Source organism: Rhizobium sp. Leaf371, assembly GCF_001424045.1.
Taxonomy (GTDB): Bacteria; Pseudomonadota; Alphaproteobacteria; order Rhizobiales; family Rhizobiaceae; genus Ferranicluibacter.
This window is the reverse complement of record NZ_LMQB01000023.1, coordinates 221,924-240,026: the sequence shown is the minus strand read 5'-3', so window position 1 is coordinate 240,026 and position 18,103 is coordinate 221,924. Positions and strand designations below refer to the sequence as shown.

Annotated in this window: 16 protein-coding genes, 1 tRNA gene and 1 riboswitch; of the genes, 9 read left to right on the top strand and 8 right to left on the bottom strand. The window is 63.3% G+C overall.

Features of this window, described 5'->3' with window-relative positions:
- Nucleotides 1-13: 13 nt before the first annotated feature.
- From pstB to phoB, 3 genes are all read left to right on the top strand, one after another.
- A complete protein-coding gene (gene pstB, locus ASG39_RS11850; RefSeq protein ID WP_062470642.1) occupies nt 14-829 on the top strand; it encodes a phosphate ABC transporter ATP-binding protein PstB in 816 nt (271 codons plus the stop codon).
- 55 nt (nt 830-884) lie between these two features.
- A complete protein-coding gene (phoU, locus tag ASG39_RS11845) occupies nt 885-1,595 on the top strand; it encodes a phosphate signaling complex protein PhoU (RefSeq protein WP_062595196.1) in 711 nt (236 codons plus the stop codon).
- A 192-nt stretch (nt 1,596-1,787) separates the two neighbouring features.
- Nucleotides 1,788-2,471: a phosphate regulon transcriptional regulator PhoB gene (gene phoB, locus ASG39_RS11840; protein ID WP_062595195.1), complete on the top strand. Its 684-nt coding sequence runs from the start codon at nt 1,788-1,790 to the stop codon at nt 2,469-2,471.
- A gap of 17 nt (nt 2,472-2,488) precedes the next feature.
- On the opposite strand, the gene ASG39_RS11835 is transcribed toward phoB, so the two are convergent.
- Both ASG39_RS11835 and ASG39_RS11830 read right to left on the bottom strand, forming a co-directional pair.
- Nucleotides 2,489-2,962, bottom strand: coding sequence for a hypothetical protein (locus ASG39_RS11835; RefSeq protein WP_062595194.1), 474 nt, complete (start codon nt 2,960-2,962; stop codon nt 2,489-2,491).
- Nucleotides 2,963-3,012: 50 nt separating this feature from the next.
- The gene (locus tag ASG39_RS11830) at nt 3,013-3,582 is read right to left on the bottom strand and encodes a GcrA family cell cycle regulator (protein ID WP_062595193.1); all 570 of its coding nucleotides are present in this window, start codon (nt 3,580-3,582) and stop codon (nt 3,013-3,015) included.
- A gap of 439 nt (nt 3,583-4,021) precedes the next feature.
- Between ASG39_RS11830 and ASG39_RS11825 the strand changes: the two genes are divergently transcribed.
- The 3 genes from ASG39_RS11825 (at nt 4,022) to ASG39_RS11815 (ending at nt 7,432) form a co-directional block, all read left to right on the top strand.
- Entirely contained in the window at nt 4,022-5,221 is a 1,200-nt protein-coding gene (locus ASG39_RS11825) for an aspartate aminotransferase family protein (protein WP_062595192.1), read from the top strand.
- A gap of 98 nt (nt 5,222-5,319) precedes the next feature.
- Entirely contained in the window at nt 5,320-6,237 is a 918-nt protein-coding gene (gene argF / locus ASG39_RS11820; RefSeq protein ID WP_062595191.1) for an ornithine carbamoyltransferase, read from the top strand.
- A 208-nt stretch (nt 6,238-6,445) separates the two neighbouring features.
- Nucleotides 6,446-7,432: an Hsp33 family molecular chaperone gene (locus ASG39_RS11815; protein ID WP_062595190.1), complete on the top strand. Its 987-nt coding sequence runs from the start codon at nt 6,446-6,448 to the stop codon at nt 7,430-7,432.
- Between the two features lie 48 nt (nt 7,433-7,480).
- Here the strand turns inward: ASG39_RS11815 and apaG are convergent, their stop codons facing one another.
- Both apaG and ASG39_RS11805 read right to left on the bottom strand, forming a co-directional pair.
- Nucleotides 7,481-7,873: a Co2+/Mg2+ efflux protein ApaG gene (apaG, locus tag ASG39_RS11810; RefSeq protein WP_062595189.1), complete on the bottom strand. Its 393-nt coding sequence runs from the start codon at nt 7,871-7,873 to the stop codon at nt 7,481-7,483.
- Between the two features lie 153 nt (nt 7,874-8,026).
- Nucleotides 8,027-9,220 (bottom strand): O-succinylhomoserine sulfhydrylase, encoded by a 1,194-nt coding sequence (locus ASG39_RS11805; protein WP_062595188.1) that lies wholly within the window; start codon nt 9,218-9,220, stop codon nt 8,027-8,029.
- A gap of 45 nt (nt 9,221-9,265) precedes the next feature.
- A riboswitch (SAM riboswitch) is annotated at nt 9,266-9,344 on the bottom strand.
- Nucleotides 9,345-9,417: 73 nt separating this feature from the next.
- On the opposite strand from ASG39_RS11805, the gene ASG39_RS11800 reads away from it, so the two are divergent.
- The 3 genes from ASG39_RS11800 to ASG39_RS11790 all read left to right on the top strand — a co-directional run bounded on the left by ASG39_RS11800 (nt 9,418) and on the right by ASG39_RS11790 (nt 11,739).
- Nucleotides 9,418-10,512 carry a 2'-deoxycytidine 5'-triphosphate deaminase gene (locus ASG39_RS11800; protein ID WP_062595187.1) on the top strand — a complete coding sequence of 365 codons (1,095 nt, stop codon included), beginning with the start codon at nt 9,418-9,420 and terminating at the stop codon, nt 10,510-10,512.
- A 76-nt stretch (nt 10,513-10,588) separates the two neighbouring features.
- A tRNA-Gly gene (locus tag ASG39_RS11795) sits at nt 10,589-10,662 on the top strand.
- 342 nt (nt 10,663-11,004) lie between these two features.
- Nucleotides 11,005-11,739: a class I SAM-dependent methyltransferase gene (locus ASG39_RS11790; protein WP_062595186.1), complete on the top strand. Its 735-nt coding sequence runs from the start codon at nt 11,005-11,007 to the stop codon at nt 11,737-11,739.
- 277 nt (nt 11,740-12,016) lie between these two features.
- On the opposite strand, the gene ASG39_RS11785 is transcribed toward ASG39_RS11790, so the two are convergent.
- The 4 genes from ASG39_RS11785 to ASG39_RS11770 form a co-directional block, all read right to left on the bottom strand.
- Entirely contained in the window at nt 12,017-13,720 is a 1,704-nt protein-coding gene (locus ASG39_RS11785; protein WP_082477242.1) for a glycerol-3-phosphate dehydrogenase/oxidase, read from the bottom strand.
- Between the two features lie 17 nt (nt 13,721-13,737).
- Complete coding sequence (locus ASG39_RS11780; protein ID WP_062595185.1) at nt 13,738-14,514, bottom strand: DeoR/GlpR family DNA-binding transcription regulator; 777 nt, start codon at nt 14,512-14,514, stop codon at nt 13,738-13,740.
- Nucleotides 14,511-16,049, bottom strand: coding sequence for an FGGY-family carbohydrate kinase (locus ASG39_RS11775; RefSeq protein WP_062595184.1), 1,539 nt, complete (start codon nt 16,047-16,049; stop codon nt 14,511-14,513). Before ASG39_RS11775 ends, ASG39_RS11780 begins: the two co-directional genes overlap by 4 nt.
- Nucleotides 16,050-16,172: 123 nt before the next feature.
- Nucleotides 16,173-18,020 (bottom strand): glycosyltransferase family 2 protein, encoded by a 1,848-nt coding sequence (locus ASG39_RS11770; protein WP_244481215.1) that lies wholly within the window; start codon nt 18,018-18,020, stop codon nt 16,173-16,175.
- Nucleotides 18,021-18,103: the final 83 nt, after the last annotated feature.

Sequence of the window (18,103 nt, the reverse complement as noted above, 5' to 3'; positions counted from 1 at the left end):
GAGGTAGAGAATTATGAACATGATGTCAGAAGCGACTCTCGAAAAGGCGGTCGATCAGAAGATGAATGCTGTCCCTCACAAGATGATCGGCAAGGATGTGTCGGTCTACTACGGCGAAAAGCGCGCGCTGTTCGACGTGAACCTCAACATCCGCGAAAACACGGTCACGGCCCTGATCGGCCCGTCCGGCTGCGGCAAGTCGACCTTCCTGCGGACGCTCAACCGCATGAACGACACGATCGATCACTGCCGGGTGACCGGCAAGATCACGCTCGATGACGGCGATATCTACGATCCCTCGATCGACGTCGTCGAACTTCGCGCCCGCGTCGGCATGGTCTTCCAGAAGCCGAACCCGTTCCCGAAATCGATCTATGAGAACGTGACCTATGGGCCGAAGATCCACGGTCTGGCCCGCAGCAAGGCCGAACTCGACGCCATCGTCGAGCAGAGCCTGCAGAAGGCCGGCCTCTGGAACGAGGTGAAGGATCGCCTGCACGAATCCGGCACCGGCCTCTCCGGCGGCCAGCAGCAGCGTCTCTGCATCGCACGCGCCGTTGCCGTCAGCCCCGAGGTCATCCTCATGGACGAGCCTTGCTCGGCGCTCGACCCGATCGCCACTGCCAAGGTCGAGGAACTGATCCACGAACTGCGCGCCAACTACACGATCGTGATCGTCACGCACTCCATGCAGCAGGCCGCCCGCGTTTCGCAGCGCACCGCCATGTTCCACCTCGGCAATCTCGTCGAGGAGAACGATACCGACAAGATGTTCACCAATCCGGATGACCAGCGCACCCAGGATTACATCATGGGACGCTTCGGCTGATCGGTCGCCCGACCGACAGCGAAGCGCCCGTGACCGAACTCCAAGGACAGGATCCATGGCAACCCATATCGTATCCGTCTATGACGAAGACCTGAAATATCTCAGCCGCCGCATCTCCGAGATGGGTGGCCTTGCCGAGCAGATGGTGGCGGAATCCGTGCGCGCTCTCGTCAATGCCGATCTGGGTCTTGCCCAGAAGGTCATTTCCGACGATGTCGTGCTCGACGATGCCGAACGCCAGATCGGCGAAAAGGCGATCGTGACGATCGCCAAGCGTCAGCCGATGGCGGCCGACCTGCGCGAGATCATGGGATCGATCCGCATCGCGGCCGATCTCGAGCGCGTGGGCGACCTCGGCAAGAACACGGCCAAGCGCGTCATCGCGGTGTCCAGCGCCAGCCTGCCGCGCCAGCTGTCCCGCGGGATCGAGCATCTGGCCGAGCTGACGTTGATGCAGCTGAAGGAAGTGCTGGATGTGTACGCATCCCGTTCGGCCGAAAAGGCCAAGGCCATCCGCGAGCGTGACGGCGAGATCGACGCGATCTACACCTCGCTGTTCCGCGAACTCCTGACCTACATGATGGAAGATCCGCGCAACATCACGCCCTGCACGCATCTCCTGTTCTGCGCCAAGAACATCGAGCGCATCGGCGACCACGCGACCAACATCGCCGAGACGATCTACTACATGACGACCGGCGCGCAGCCGCTCGGCGAACGCCCGAAAGACGACTCGTCGAACACCGTCGGCGCACTCGCCACCTGAGCGAACGGCGCAGGAGGGAAACGCTCCTGCGCCCATCGTCTCCGGTCTTGAACGCGGTCGATGCCTCGGCTGAGGGATCTGCGGCCGAAAGGGCGGTTTCCCGCCGCCATGTCTGAACAGTCAACGATGATCGCCGCCTTCGGGTTCTGGCGAAAGCCTCGTCACGCGACGAGGACACTACGGAGTCCAGAAATGCAGCCGAAAATTGCCGTCGTCGAAGATGAAGAAGCCCTGAGCGTTCTCCTGCGTTACAATCTTGAGGCGGAAGGCTTCGATGTCGATACCATCAACCGGGGCGACGAGGCGGAAGTCCGCTTGCAGGAACGGCTGCCGGATCTCCTGATCCTCGACTGGATGCTGCCCGGCGTGTCCGGCATCGAGCTCTGCCGGCGCCTGCGCCAGCGCAGCGAGACCGAGCGCCTGCCGATCATCATGCTGACGGCGCGCGGCGAAGAGAGCGAGCGGGTTCGCGGCCTTGCCACCGGCGCCGACGATTATGTCGTCAAGCCCTTCTCGACGCCCGAGCTGATCGCACGCGTGAAAGCCATGCTGCGCCGCGCGCGTCCCGAAGTGCTGTCCTCGCTGTTGAAGTGCGGCGACATCGAGCTCGATCGCGAGACGCACCGCGTCCATCGCAAGACCCGCGAAGTCCGCCTCGGCCCGACTGAGTTTCGCCTGCTCGAATTCTTCATGGCCTCGCCCGGCCGCGTCTTCTCGCGCTCGCAGCTCCTTGATGGCGTCTGGGGGCATGATATCTATGTGGACGAGCGCACCGTCGACGTCCATGTCGGTCGCCTGCGCAAGGCCCTCAATTTTTCCAACATGCAGGACGTCATCCGGACCGTCCGCGGCGCGGGTTACTCGCTGGAAAGCTGAAGAAGGCGACGGCTCAGCTAAAGGCTACCAGTTTTCGATCCGACGAACGCAATGATTGAAGCTGTTCCGACCAGAAAGCAGAATGCCGACGCCAAAAACGAGTAAGCCCGCCAGTATGGTAAGCGCTGAGCAAATTCCAATGTCAGGAGCACGCTCCGCCGTGCTTCCATCTGCGCCCACAACTTTTCCCACTCCGGCATAAAGTCGTCGGGAGTGGTAGGGTCATTTCGCACTTCGATCAGAAAGTCTCGTACGGACTGGCTCTGCTCGCGCTCACGCGTGTCACTGTTCACAAGTGAAATAATAGATTTTGAGACAAACGCAAAAATCAAGCCGAAGAAGTAGAACCACAACGGGTAGACAGGAAGGCTGAACTTTATATCTGAAATTATTCCTGCAATCGCCGCTAAGGCAGCTGTAAGGGCTGTCCCATTCGCACCAAAAAGAATGGCAGTGTCGTCTTCGATTATGAAGTACTTAACAGTTGCCATTCTCTTCGCAGCCCTCAGAGAACTCTTTCGCTATTTCTAGCCCCAGAGCTTCACCGCGCGCGACGGCGCTCGGCCGAGGGCTGGTAGGCGAGCTTGGCGTGGAAGGTGCAATAGGGCGAGCTATCCGGCGAGTCATTGCCGCAGAAGTGAAACTCGTCCTTCATCGGGTCGCCGATCGGCCACTTGCAGGTGCGGTCGGTAAGCTGCGTCAGAACCAGCTTGCGCGACATCGGCACGACGACATTGCTGCCCGTTGCGCCGGCGCCGCTACCGGTGACGGTCAGCGCGGTTTCCGGCGCGAAGACGCTTTCGGAATCTTCGATGACGTTCATCGCGTTGACCGGACGGGCCATCGGACGCTGGGGAACGGCGCGGGGAGCCGCGTTGGCAACGACGGTTTCCGGTGCTGCCGGGCGTGCGGCGACGATGGGGCGCTTCGGGCGGGTTGCGCTCGGCGAGGCTCCGCCTGCCTTTGCGCGGCCGGGGAGCGACAGGCGGTGAACCTTGCCGATGACGGCGTTTCGGCTGACGCCGCCGAGCTGCGCCGCGATCTGGCTCGCGCTCAGGCCTTCGGCCCACAGCTTCTTCAGTCTCTCTACCCGCTCGTCAGTCCAGTTCATTGTCGTCTCCATTCCAGGCATACGGAAGGACGAATCCCTCACCCCGCCCCGGATGGCTCCGAAGCTGCAACGCCTTGACTCTTCTGGTGACTAGGTCCGCCGCATGCGTCTAGCAATTCCTTGCTAACCTAGAGACGGGGTGACTCCGTGACAAGAGTCCGGGGAATCGACCCGAATCGATTTTTGGGTTTTCCCCAACTTGCTGCCGTTGCGTGATATATTTGCAAGGTCTTTTTGCCGGAAAGCATCGCGCCCGGAAAAGGCATGCCAGACCCCTATTTCCGGGACTTTTGTTGACAGCGGCACCTGAAAAACCGATAGTGCGCTCGCCGCCGTCAGGGCGGTATTTTTCATTTCGGGCCGGCACTGCCGGTCCCTGCGAAAACGGATCGAACCTTCCCCGCAAAGCGCGTGCGGACAGGACGAGGAGATAGGCACGATGGCCGAGGCAACCCCGCTTTACGAGACCTACATGCGTGCGCCGCTGCGCTTCGAGCGCGGCGAAGGTGTCTGGCTGGTGGCGGAAGATGGCGCGCGCTATCTCGATTTCGCCGCGGGCGTGGCCGTCAATTCGCTCGGCCATGCGCATCCGCATCTTGTTGCAGCGCTCAAGGACCAGGCCGAGAAGGTCTGGCATCTGTCGAACCTCTACGAGATCCCCGGCCAGGAAAAGCTTGCCAAGCGGCTGACGGACAACACCTTCGCCGACAAGGTCTTCTTCACCAATTCCGGTGCCGAAGCTCTGGAATGCGCCATCAAGACGGCGCGCCGCTACCAGTTCGCCAAGGGGCGGCCGGAGCGTTTCCACGTCATCACGTTCGAAGGTGCCTTCCATGGGCGCACGCTCGCGACGATTGCTGCCGGCGGCCAGGAAAAGTATCTCGAAGGCTTTGGCCCGAGGGCACCCGGCTTCGTCCAGGTGCCCTTCGCCGATCTCGACGCCGTCAAGGATGCGATCACCGAGGAGACCGCGGCGATCCTGATCGAGCCGATCCAGGGCGAGGGTGGTATTCGCCCAGCCTCCAAGGCCTTCCTTCAGGCGCTGCGCGCGCTTTGCGACGAACACGGCCTGATGCTGATCTTCGATGAAGTCCAGTGCGGCGTCGGGCGAACCGGCAAGCTGTTTGCCTATGAATGGTCCGGCATCGCGCCGGATATCCTCGCAGCTGCCAAGGGCATTGGCGGCGGCTTTCCGCTCGGCGCGTGCCTGGCGACGGAAGAGGCCGCGTCCGGCATGGTCGCGGGCACGCATGGGTCCACCTATGGCGGCAATCCGCTGGCCATGGCCGTCGGCAATGCCGTGCTCGACGTCGTTCTCGGCGACGGCTTTCTCGAACATGTGCGCGACGTCGCGCTGGTCTTCCGTCAGGGGCTCGCATCGCTTGCCGATCGGTTCCCCGATGTGATCGAGGAAATCCGCGGCGAAGGCCTCATGCTCGGTATCAAGGCCGCCGTGCCCTCCGCCGAATTGCTGAAGGCGATCCGGGCGGAGCGGATGCTGGCCGTTCCCGCAGGGGAAAACGTCATCCGTCTGCTGCCGCCGCTGATCACCAGCGCGGAAGAAGCCCGTGAAGGCCTTGCCCGCATCGAGCGCGCCAGCGAAACGCTGACGACGGTCAAGCAGCGCGCGACGGCGTAACGTCAAACCCCACCACCATACCTCGGCATCGACCGACACCCAGGCCCGGACAGGGAGCTGAAAGCCCCGACGGGACAAGGACAGGACACCGCATTTTCATGGCTGATACCCGGCACTTCCTCGATCTCTCCGCCATGTCGGCGGAGAACCTGCGCTCCATCATCGATGACGCCCGGGTGCGAAAGGCAGCGACCAAGGCCGGGACTGCGGAAAAGCCGCTGGCCGGCAAGATGCTCGCCATGATCTTCGAAAAACCTTCGACCCGGACCCGCGTGTCGTTCGATGTCGGCATGCGCCAGCTCGGCGGCGAGACGCTGTTCCTGTCGGGCACGGAAATGCAGCTCGGCCGTGCCGAGACCATCGGCGATACGGCCAAGGTTCTCTCGCGTTACGTCGATGCCATCATGATCCGCACGACGGATCACAGCCGTCTGCTCGAGCTTGCCGAACACGCGACCGTTCCCGTCATCAACGCTTTGACGGACACGACGCATCCCTGCCAGATCATGGCCGATATCATGACCTTCGAGGAGCACAGCGGTCCGGTGAAGGGCAAGACCATCGCCTGGACGGGGGACGGCAACAACGTGCTGCATTCCTTCATCGAGGGGTCGGCCCGCTTCGGCTACACGATGAAGATGGCCGTGCCGCTCGGCTCCGAGCCCGACGACAAGATCCTCAACTGGGCGCGCAACAATGGCGGCAACGTCGTGTTGTCGCATGATGCGGAAAAGACCGTCGCCGGTGCCGATTGCGTGGTGACGGACACCTGGGTGTCCATGAACCAGGAGCACCGCGCCCGCGGCCACAATGTCTTCCAGCCGTATCAGGTCAATTCTGCCCTGATGTCGAAGGCGGACGAGAACGCGCTCTTCATGCACTGCCTGCCGGCACACCGCGGCGAGGAAGTGACCGACGAGGTGATCGACGGTCGTCAATCGGTCGTGTTCGACGAGGCGGAGAACCGCCTTCATGCCCAGAAGTCGATTCTCGCCTGGTGCTTGGGCGCTCTCTGAGCGCCGGCGCTCGGCGCACAAGGCCGAAACCTTGAAAACCGGCATCCGGCCACCGATCTAGGTGCAAAGCGGAATGCCACGGTTTTTTGCTGGCATTTCATATCAATCCAATAGAATGGAGTTGCGGCTTGCGATTCCCGGACCTGTCCGGGGCGCCGTCATCTGCGTTCGGGCTCGCCGCGGCGGGTCTTGCATCAGGAGCATGGACATGGTGGACAAAGGACCAGATCTCGGCGAATTCGGTTATGCGGGCGATGACCGCGTCGTACCCTTCCAGGTGGAAGGTCTCGACGTGCGCGGTCGCGCGGTCCAGTTGGGCCCGATGCTGGACGCGATCCTCGAGCGGCACAACTATCCGCTCCCGGTCGCACGCCTCGTGGCGGAAACGGTGGTGCTGACCGTGCTGCTCGGAACCTCGCTCAAGTTCGACGGCAAGCTGATCATCCAGACGAAGAGCGATGGCCCGGTCGATCTCGTGGTCGCCGATTTCTCGACGCCGGATCGCGTGCGGGCCTATGCCCGCTACGACGAAGAGGCCTTGGCGAGCGCCATCGAAAAGGGCGAAACGGATCCGCAGGACCTTCTCGGCGAGGGCGTTCTGGCCTTTACCATCGATCAGGGCGAGTTCACCCAGCGCTACCAGGGGATCGTGCCGCTCGACGGCGCCTCGCTCGAGGAGATCGCCGGCGTCTATTTCCGCCAGTCGGAGCAGATCCCGACCAAGGTGCGCCTCGGCGTCGCCGAGCTTCTGGATCGCGACGAAAACGGCAAGCCGCGTCATCGCTGGCGTGCCGGCGGCATGGTCGCGCAGTTCCTGCCGGAAGCGCCAGACCGGATGCGCCAGCCGGACCTGCATGGTGGCGATGGTGCCGAGACCTTCGATGGCCGCGTGGACGACCTCTGGGACGAGGCGCGCGTCATGGTCGAGACGATCGATGCGGACGAACTGACCGACCCTACGGTCGGCACGGAGCGGCTGCTCTTTCGCCTGTTCCACGAGCGCGGTGTACGGGTCTATCCGCCGCAGGCGGTCTACGACCAGTGCGCCTGCTCGCGCGAAAAACTCCGCGATGTCCTCGCGAGCTTCAGCCAGGAGGAAATCGACAGCACGGTGGAGGATGGGGTCATCTCGGTGACCTGCGAGTTCTGCTCGACCACCTATACCTTCGAAGCAACCGAGGTCCGTCCGCAGTAAGGGCGTCTTGAAAGATCGAAGACGCTCCCCGGCTGTCGCGGCCGGGGATCAGTTCAGCGTGCGGTTGAGGCCCGGCAGGTCCAGCGAAAACGCGGGAATATCGACCGTGAAGGTCTCGCCTTCGGGCGTCTCCATCGAGTAATGGCCGAACATCACGCCGGAGGGCGTGTCGAGCGGGCAGCCCGAGGAATATTCGAACGTGTCGCCCGGATTGAGAATGGGCTGCTCGCCGATGACGCCCGGGCCATTCACCTCGTCCACCTGTCCGCTTTCGTCGGTGATATGCCAATACCGCGTCATCAGCCGCACGGTCTTCGTGGAGCGGTTTGAAATCAGGATGCGGTAGCCCCACACGTAGCGCCCATCTTCGGGATCGGACTGATCCTCCAGATAATAAGGCTCTACGGTGACTTCGATGTCCCGTGTCAGCGCGCGATACATGATGCAAACCCTTCCAGTCGGTATCCTTATTCTAGGGGCAGATGGTTTCCCGAAGAATAACGCCCGCGAAAAGTGTGTTGCAGCGTGGCACGAAGACAAATCGCGCCGATGGGGCGCGATTTGACGTTATTTCGATCGGTGGGGCGAGGTGTCTCAGGCGGTGACGGTTCTCAGGGCCCGCGCGAAATCCTCGACGAGATCGGCGCTGTCCTCGATCCCGGCGGAGAGGCGCACGGTGCCGTCGGAAATGCCGAGTTCGGCGCGGGCCTCTTCGGCCAGGTTCTTGTGCGTCGTCGTCGCCGGATGCGTGATCAGGCTCTTGCTGTCGCCGAGATTGTTGGAGATCTTGACGATCTCCAGCGCGTTCTGCAGCGCGAATGCCGCCTTCTTGCCGCCCTTCATCTCGAAACAGACGAGCGTCGATCCGCCCGTCATCTGCTTGGCGATGATATCCGCCTGCGGGTGATCCTTGCGGCCGGGATAGATCACGCGCGCAATCTGGCTCTGCTCTGCCAGAAAGTCGGCAACCTTCGCCGCATTCTCGCTCTGCTGGCGCACCCGCAGCGGCAGGGTTTCGATACCCTTGAGCAGCGTCCAGGCATTGAACGGCGACAGGGCCGGGCCGGTGTGGCGGAAATAGTCGTGCAGATGCTCGTCGATCCAGTCCTTGGACGACAGAACGACCCCACCGAGGCAGCGGCCCTGGCCGTCGATATGCTTGGTGGCGGAGTAGACGACGACATGCGCGCCGAGTTCGAGCGGCTTCTGCAGGAGTGGCGTCGCAAAGACGTTGTCCACCACGAGCTTTGCGCCCGCTGCATCGGCAAGCTTCGCCACGGCCGCGATATCGACGACTTCCAGCGTCGGGTTGGTCGGGCTTTCCAGGAAGAAGACCTTGGTGTTCGGGCGGATCGCCTTTTCCCAGTTCTCGATGAAGCGGCCATCGACCAGCGTGCATTCGATGCCATAGGACGGCGCCAGCGTTTCCACGACCCAGCGGCACGAGCCGAAGAGCGCGCGGGCAGCGACGATGTGATCGCCGGTCTTCAGCTGGCAGAGAATGGCGGCGGCAACGGCGGCCATGCCGGACGCCGTCGCGCGCGCATCCTCGGCGCCTTCCAGCAGGCACATGCGCTTTTCGAACATCTCGTTGGTGGGGCTGCCATAGCGGGCATAGATAAAGCCGTCCGTCTCACCCTTGAAGCGCGCTTCGGCCGCTTCCGAGCTCTCGTAGACGAAGCCCTGCGTCAGGAAGATCGCCTCGGAGGTTTCGCCGTGATTGGAGCGGGTGGTGCCGCCGTGAACGAGCTGTGTCGCCGGGCGCCAGGTCTTGTTTGCCGTGCTCATCGATTGTCTCCTTCCAGAAACAAAAAAACCGGTCGCGTAAAGCAGACCGGTTCGAGCCCGGTCTTTTTAGCCATTTGTTTAACGTGGCTGCAAGCCGACCGGCCAAATCACCACGGGATAAGTTCCCATACGTCTTCGCCCCGCTTGCGTCAATCGGCCGTTTTTGGTTTTGTCGGCGGCGAAAAAAGGATGAAGGCATGGCGCGCGACACGGGCATTCTGGCGGATAGCGCAATCGCTTCGCTGTTCGACGACGGCCGCCTTCTCAGCGAAGGGCCGCTGGACGAGGACCAGATCCAGCCGGCGAGCCTCGACCTGCGGCTCGGTGCCCGGGCCTTCCGCGTGCGCGCGAGCTTCATGCCCGGCCCCGGACATCTCGTCGCCGACAAGCTGGATCGCCTCAAGCTGCATGTCATCGACCTCAGCGAAGGCGCGGTTCTCGAAACCGGGTGCGTCTACATCGTGCCCCTGATGGAAAGCCTCGACCTGCCGGCCGCCATGTCGGCCTCCGCCAATCCGAAAAGCTCGACCGGCCGGCTCGATATCTTCACCCGTGTCATCACCGACCGCGCGCAGGAGTTCGACAAGATCCCCGCCGGCTATCGTGGTCCGCTCTATCTGGAAATCAGCCCGCGTACCTTCCCGGTCATCGTGCGTCGCGGCTCGCGCCTGTCGCAGATCCGCTTCCGCATCGGCCATGCGCTGCTGACCGAGAGCGAGGTTCTGGACCTTCACCGCACGGACACGCTGGTCGCCAGCGATACGCCGAACGTGTCGGGCGCCGGCATCGCGCTGTCGATCGATCTGAAGGGAACCGGCGCCGATGGCCTGATCGGCTACCGCGGCAAGCATCACACCGCCGTGGTGGATGTCGATCGCAAGAACGCGCACGGGATATATGATTTCTGGGAGCCGCTCTACAGCCGCGGCGCCGATGAGCTCATTCTCGATCCCGACGAATTCTATATCCTCGTCTCCCGCGAGGCGGTCCACGTGCCGCCGCTGTTTGCCGCGGAGATGACGCCCTTCGATCCCCTGGTCGGCGAATTCCGCGTCCATTATGCCGGTTTCTTCGATCCCGGCTTCGGCCATGCGCAATCCGGCGGCACCGGCAGCCGTGCCGTGCTGGAGGTGCGAAGCCATGAGGTGCCCTTCATCCTCGAACATGGCCAGATCGTCGGGCGTCTCGTCTACGAGCACATGATGGAGCGACCGAAGGGCCTCTATGGTCTGGGCGTCGGATCGAACTATCAGGCGCAGGGCCTGAAGCTGTCCAAGCATTTTCGCGGCTGAGACGCGCCTTTCGCCGCCCCTGAGCCTTGCTGAAGGATTGACACGCGGCCGCTTCTGTTGGAAGTCTGGCGCATCGGCGGGTGTAGCTCAATGGTAGAGCAGCAGCTTCCCAAGCTGAATACGAGGGTTCGATTCCCTTCACCCGCTCCAGCAAATTCGATGTTCCCAATACGTCGGCGGCTCACGCGAGCCGATTGAGGCCGTCGTGCGACGGCAGCAAATCGGGCGCGGAACAGATTGTGCCTGCTGACCGGACGAACTTTGCCATCGCGTTATAGCAGGCTGCGAGAAGGCAGAGCCTTTCGGATAATCTCAGAACAACATGCATGCCGCGCCGCAGCATTCGCGTGCCGAAATCTCTGCGGATCGTGGAGAGCCAATCATCAATGCTTGTTCGACGAAGATGAATTGCGAACGCCTTGGGCAAGCTACTCCGTTTACGTCATCTGACATAGAGCTCTAGCACACGTGCCACGAAAGGCCAGGACTTCGATGGATAAGGCGACATTGGAAAACCCGGAATTCATGCAATTCCTGCTTCTGGTCTATGATCACGCTCTGGCAAATCCGCGAGGAGATGCTTTTGATCTCGATAAGGTCGCGAAACTGTCCGCCGCTGTGTCCTCGTCGCAATATCTCTACTCGCACATGCTGGGCGCCAAGCGCTTCGAGACCTCGGGCGACGTCCTCGATTACGCGGTTTCCTGCGCGACGGTCGAAGGCCTCTCGCTCGAATTTGGCGTCTTCTCCGGCCGCTCGATCAACCGGACGGCCGCAGCACGGCCGGCCGACACGATTTACGGATTCGACAGCTTCGAGGGTCTGCCGGAAAGCTGGCGCGACGGCTACGACAAGAGCGCCTTTGCGCGGGACGATCTTCCGGCGGTGGCCGACAATGTCGAGCTGGTCGTCGGCTGGTTCGACCGGACGCTGCCCGGCTTTCTGGATGCCCATCCCGGCCCGGTCTCGTTCCTGCACGTCGATTGCGATCTCTACAGCTCGACGCAGACAGTGCTGACGCAGCTGCGAGAACGCCTCGTGCCTGGAACGATCATCCTCTTCGACGAATATTTCAACTATCCCGGCTGGGAGATGCACGAGTTCAAGGCGTTTCGGGAGTTCGTGGAAAGCACCGGCCTGCAGTACGAATACATTGCCCTGCACCCCAAGCACCAGCAGGTCGCCGTCCGGGTGACGGGCATCTACAATCGACGGCACCACGTCTGAGATGTTCCGTTGAGCCGATATCGGCGCAGAATGATTTCTCAAAAGAAATGCGGCTTCGACTTGAAGCCGTCACATTCGGCTCCTATATCTCTCTCATCGGCAACCGGTCGAGCCTGTCTGAAAAGATAAGTTCTCGGGTCCGATACAAGCTTTCGTCGATTTGACCACGGATGTACTGGCAAACTGATAAAAGCGAATGAGGAAGGTCGGTGCGGTTTCGCCCCGGCCTTTTTTATGTCTTGGCTGACGGGCACGGCGTGCGCCGCGAACCCGGCGACTACACCAGGGTCACGCCATGCAGACGCGAAAGCTCGTCGCGCACGTTTGCGATTTCCCGTTCGATCGTCTCCTCGGTCCAGCCGAGCGCCTGTCCGGCAATCTCCGAGATGCGACGCAGAAGGCGCACCGTCAGCGTTCCCGTCACGGCAAGAGCGGTGCGGCGAAGCACGATATCCCCCAGCCGCCCGACCTGCTCGTTGCGAACGAGATAATCGATTTCGCCTTCAAAATAGTCCGGCGCATCGGGAAGCGGGGCGGTGCTCGTTGCGCCGATGTGGCGCGCGACGGCGCGCGCCGTCGTTCCATAGCGGGCAAGCAGGCTTGCCGCCTGCGCCTCGGCAAGTCCTGATGTCGCGGCAAGGTCGGCCACCAGCCGCAGGCGGCCGGCCTCATCGCCGGGATAGTCCCGGCCACCGCCGATCGGCATCGCCACCGTCGACACCTTGCGGGACTGGCCGAGACGCGTGAGAACCGTCTCGGCGACCTCTTCCGCATAGCCGCGAAACGTCGTCCATTTGCCGCCGACCAGCGACAAGACGGGGAAGGGGCGGTCCACCGTCGGTTCAAGAACCGGCGTCACGTGGTCGCGGCTGATCAGGCCGGGATCGCTGGCATTGTTAGCCGGCAAAGGACGAATGCCGCTATAGGTATAGACGATCTGGCTGCGGTCGAACTGCATCTTCGGCAGGAGCTTGCTGAGGCTGTCCAGAAGATAGTCGATTTCATCGTCCTCGCAGCGCACGCTGTCCGGCTGGTCGGCCTTGATGTCGGTGGAGCCGACCATGGCGCGGCCGAGATAGTCGAAGACGAGGCAGATGCGCCCGTCGTCCGCCTCGAAGTAGATCATCCGACCATCGAGTTCCCGCAACAGCGCATCGTGGCGCAGCAGGATATGCGAGCCTTTGGTGCCGCCGATCATGCGCGACGTCTCGCCAAGCGTCGCGTTCACCGTATCGATCCACGGACCGCCGGCATTCACCACCAGGCGCGGCTTGACGCGCAACGTCGCCCCATTGAGCAGGCTGGAGACGACGAGCGTATCGCCGTCGCGGCCTTCGAGGCGGACATGGTTGACGGCGGCCGAGGCCGGGCTTGTCGCAAGGCCGTCCCAAACGAGTTCGGCCACCAGCCGCTCGGGATGCGTCACGGTTGCGTCGTAATAAGTGCCGGTCGCAACGATGCGCGGCGTCAGCGCCGGCAGGCTGCGCAGCGATGCGGCCTTGCCGGCCATCGTGTGACGCGGCATCACCCGCTGGCGCGCACCATAGGCATCATACATCGAAAGCCCGGTCTTGATCAGCAGCGCACCCCGGCTGCGCGGCGTTCCCTTGGCGCCGAACAGCGTGCGCACGGCCGAGAAGACCCCCTTCGTCCAGGAAAAGATGGGAATGACCGTTGCCAGCGGCTTCACATAATGCGGCGCGTTGCGCAGCAGCAGGTTCCGCTCGTAGGTCGATTGCGCCACCAGCCGAAGCTCGCCCGTTTCCAGATATTTCAGACCTCCATGGATCAGGCGCGAGGGGGCGGCACTGGTACCGGAGCCGTAATCCGACTTGTCGAGGATGAGGCAGGTCAGCCCCTGTGCGCAGAGATCGCGAAACAGCCCGGCACCGTTGACGCCCGCGCCGATAATGACGACATCGACGGTCTCGGTTCTGGCGATCGCATCCATGCGCTCCGCCATATCGCCCGGCCACTGCATCTCGTTGACGGTCTCGCTCATGATGTCCTGCCTGTTCTGGTGATGCTGAGGGGAACGCCGCGCGCCAGAAGATCCGCGCGGACGGTGTCGGCCAGCCGGTCCGTGGCTAGGACGGCATCGAAGGCCGTGAGGTCGGCAAAAACGTTCAACGCCACCTTGCCGAACTTGGAAGCGTCGAGCAGCAGGATACGGCGCGAGGATGCGGCCATCATCGCCTGCTTGACCTTGGTCACCTGCGCATCCTGAATGAACGCGGTGCCGCCCTCGACAGCAGAGGCCGAACAGAAGAAGACATTGGCCCGCAAGGCCGTAACGGCGCGCTCGGTCGTCAGCCCGATAAAGGCATTGAACGTGCGATGATAGGTGCCGCCGAGGCAGAGCACCTCGATCTCGTCGATGTCGATCAGCCTGTTCGTGGAAACCAGCCCGTTGGTGATCACCGTCAGCGGTCGGACCCCGGCCAGGAGGTCGGCAAGGGCAGCGCCGGTCGTACTGTCGTCCAGCATGACGGCCTGTCCCGGTTCCACATGGGCAAGGGCTGCGCGCGCCAGTGCCGCCTTTTCCGCCTTGCCCACGGTCTCGCGGTAGCGGAAGGCGCTTTCGTAAAGGCCGGACGGCTGAACCGTCACAGTACCGTGCAGCTTGCGCAGCACGCCCTGGTGGGCGAGCCGATCGACATGGCGGTGGATGGTCATGCGCGACACGCCGAAATGCGCGACGAGATCCTCGATGCGCGCCTGTCCGGCCTGCATGATGTAGTCGGCGATCTCGTCCCGGCGCGCGTCGCCCTTCATGGGGAGATCGCCCCTCGAGACCCTTCCGCCAGCCGCTCGATCGCCTGCCAATGCGGCTGCATCGCCTCGGCCATGTCGCGGTAGAGCGTGTAGCGCGCCGCAAGCGCCGCTTTCCGCTCCGGGTCCGGCACGTGGCTGCGCAGGATCGTCGTGGTTTCCCGGGCGCCGGCCTGCGGGCTCTCGTAGAGACCGATCGCGGCCCCGGCCGTCAGCGCCGCGCCCCAGGCGGCGGCCTCGTCCGCCGAGGTCACATGCACCGGCAGGTCCAGCGCGTCGGCAAACATCTGCGACAGCGCGGGATTTCGCGCGCCGCCGCCCGAAATCCGCGCCTCGGTCACCGGCATCACGCTTCGCAGATCGTCCACATGGGCCTTGTGGTTGAAGACGATGCCTTCCAGCACGGCCTTCAGCATATCGCCGCGATCGTGCCATCCGTGAACGCCGAAGAAGCCGGCGCTGGCCGAACTGCCATAGGGAGAGCCGAACAGATAGGGGTGAAAGAGAATGTCGGACGGCCGGCTGAATGCGGCATCGAGCTCCGGCTTCAGAAGCTCATGGACGCCCGTGCCGCTTCTCGCGGCTTCGGCCTGCTCGGCGCGGCAGAACTGGTCGAGAAACCAATCGTAATTCGCCGTCGATGCCGGGGACACCGCCATGTTGTTCCAGTGTCCGGGCGCGATGCCGCTGCGGCAGTGCCATCGCGGATCGGTGACGGGCTTGTCCGTCACCACCTCGTTGATCGAATAGGTACCGGCAACGATCGACAGCAAGCCGGTCTCATGTCCACCGATTCCCAAAGCGGAGGCTGTCACGTCGTGCAGGCCGGCCGCAACCGGCGTTCCCTCCAGAAGGCCGGTGAGCGCCGAGGCCGACGCGGTAACACCACCAACGATCGCGGCGGAAGCGGCCATGTCGGGGAGCGCGTCCCACAAGGACTCCAGGCCGAAAAGCGCCAGTGCGTCGCGGTCGAAGGCCTGTGTCGCGACATTCGTGAAAGAGATGCTCGCTTCGGTCCGGTCGGTGCCGATCGTGCCCGTCAGGCAGAACCGGAGCCAATCCTTGCAGGCGATCACATGGCCGATGCGGGCAAACCGCTCCGGCTGATGGTCGCGCATCCAGGCGAGGATGGCCGATGGTGCCGAGGCGTGGGGGGACTGTCCGGTGAGCGCCAGCGCCTTCGCGGCAATATCGGTCGCGTTCCACGCATCGGACAGGGCGCCTGCGCGGCTGTCGAGCGACAAGATCCCGGGTCCGAGCGGCCGGCCACCGCGGTCGAGCACGTACACGCCGTCGCCATGAGCCGTCGCAGCGACGGCCTTGATGTCGGAAGGGCGACAGCCGGCCGTCGTGATCGCTTCCCGAATGGCCTCGGCCGTCGCCGTCCAGAGGCCGTCCATATCACGCTCCACCCATCGCGGGTGTGGAAGGGATTGTGCCACCCGGCGACGCGCCACCGAGATCGGCGTTCCATCGCGCCGGAAGACCACGGCCTTGGTCACCGTCAGCCCATTGTCGATGCCGAGCAGGCAATCCATCGGTTCGTCCTCCCATCCTCGCGCCGAAGGCCTGCGGCTATCGGTTGGTCGGTAACGTACCGTTGTGTGATATTCCCGTCAATCGGTGGGACGAATGGGGATGGCAGTGTCGTTGCGCCGGGCTCAGCAGGCCGTCGGCATGTGCGGCGTCTTGTTCCAGGCGAAAGGCTTGCGGTAGAGCTCGATGATGGCCGCCCAGGCGGCAGCCGAGATCATCAACCAGTAGAGAGGCACGGCGCGCCACTTGCTGCCCACGGCACGCCGCTCATCAGCCTGCATCGGCTTGCAGCCGAGCTGGATCATGATCGCGTAGCTGCCGACGAGGTTGAGGACGTCGAGAAGCAGAAGGCCGGAAGCGAGGGCCGTATCCCCGGTCGAAAGGTCTCCCGCTGTCAGTGTCCAGCCGAGATAGGCGAGGAAGGCGATGATCAGCGGATGGCTGAGCGCCGACAGGATCAGGCCGGCCACGAGGATCTGGACGGTCGCGAAAGCCTTCCATCCCATCTGCCGCGCGAGACGCGACGGTTCGCGCATCAGCACGAGCCAGGTCTGCATCCAGCCCTTGTACCATCGCGTCCGTTGCGCAAACCAGACGCGCGTCTCCGTCGGCGCATCCTCGAAGGTCGGCCGGTGGATCATCTGCGACAGGTAGCCGAGGCGCGCGAGCCGCATGCCGAGATCCGCATCCTCCGTCGTGTTGTAAGGATCCCAGCCGCCGACGGCTTTCAGGACATCGACGCGAAAATGGTTCGAGGTGCCGCCGAGCGGCAGTGGCAGGCCGCGCGATGCGAGATAGGGCAGGAGGCCACGGAACAGGCTGGAATATTCGAGTGCGAACATCGTGCTTAGCCATCCCGCACCGGCATTGGTGACGACGAGCGGCGCCTGAAGGCAGGCGACGCGCGGGTCTGCTGTCAGGAAGGCGGCATGGGCCTCGCGCAACTGGCCGGGGTCCGGCCGGTCTTCCGCGTCATAGATCGTGAGGAACCTGCCGCGCGCGCCGGGAAGTGCGTAGCTCAACGCCTTGGGCTTGGTGCGCGGTAAGGCGGCGGGAACGCGCACGATCTCGTATTCGGATGAGAGCGGCAGCGCTTCCAGCGCCGCGAGCGTCTCCCCGTCGTCTTCCTCGCAGATGAGCTTGATGTCGAGGCGCGACCGGGGCCAGTCAAGTCGATCGAGGGCATGGATCAGTTGCGAAACGACCTCCGCCTCCCGGTAGAGCGCGACGAAGACCGAATAGACCGGTAAAGGCGCGGACGGGTCTGCGGCACGCGGTGGAGGCAGGGCCGGTGCGATCGCCGGTCTCTTCAAGCGCAGGAGCGCGCGTGCGCGCAGAAACAGCTGGCAGAAATAGAGGCCGGTCAGGAGGAGATGCGTGACGAGAAGCCAGGCGAAGGGTGCGAGGAGGGCGGAGGTCACGAAGAGGGACACGCCAAGGCCGGTATAAAACCCTTGCTTGCCCCAGAAGACGATGCGGGCACTGTGTATCGGCGCCGCGTCGAAGAGACGCGCGAGGGTGTCGCGCACCCGCCGTTGCCGGCCGGCGGCCCAGGTCGCCTTTCGCACGGCCGCCGGCGTCGAAACAGCGAGCATCTGGCGAAGTGCGGGCCGTTGATCGAGCGTCGATGCGATGTCGCCAAGGCGCTCGAGCGTCGGGACGATGACTGTGATCGGCGAACGGCTGGAGTGGTAGAGGCGCAGCATCTGCGGGAACACCAGCTGCGTATCCAGCCTCTCGGCATCATGGACCTGATCCGCGTCGATCTCGGCCTGAAACGGGAGCCCGAGAAGGTCGGCCATCGCTTCGAAATAGAGGCGATCGACGATTTCACCGGATGCGAGCAGTTCCTCCTCGACCGTCGTTCCGTTTTCGTCCGCCTGCAGCATCATCCGTGCGATCGTCGGTTTGCCGATGCCGAGCTTCAGAAGCAGGCGGCCTTCCCGCAACAGATCGACGGAAAAGGCTGGCAAAGGCGATTTTTCCGAAACGGTCCGCTCGTGTCGAGTAGCCAATCCGGGTGGTGACAGATAGTCTGGCTGGCGCATCAACACCT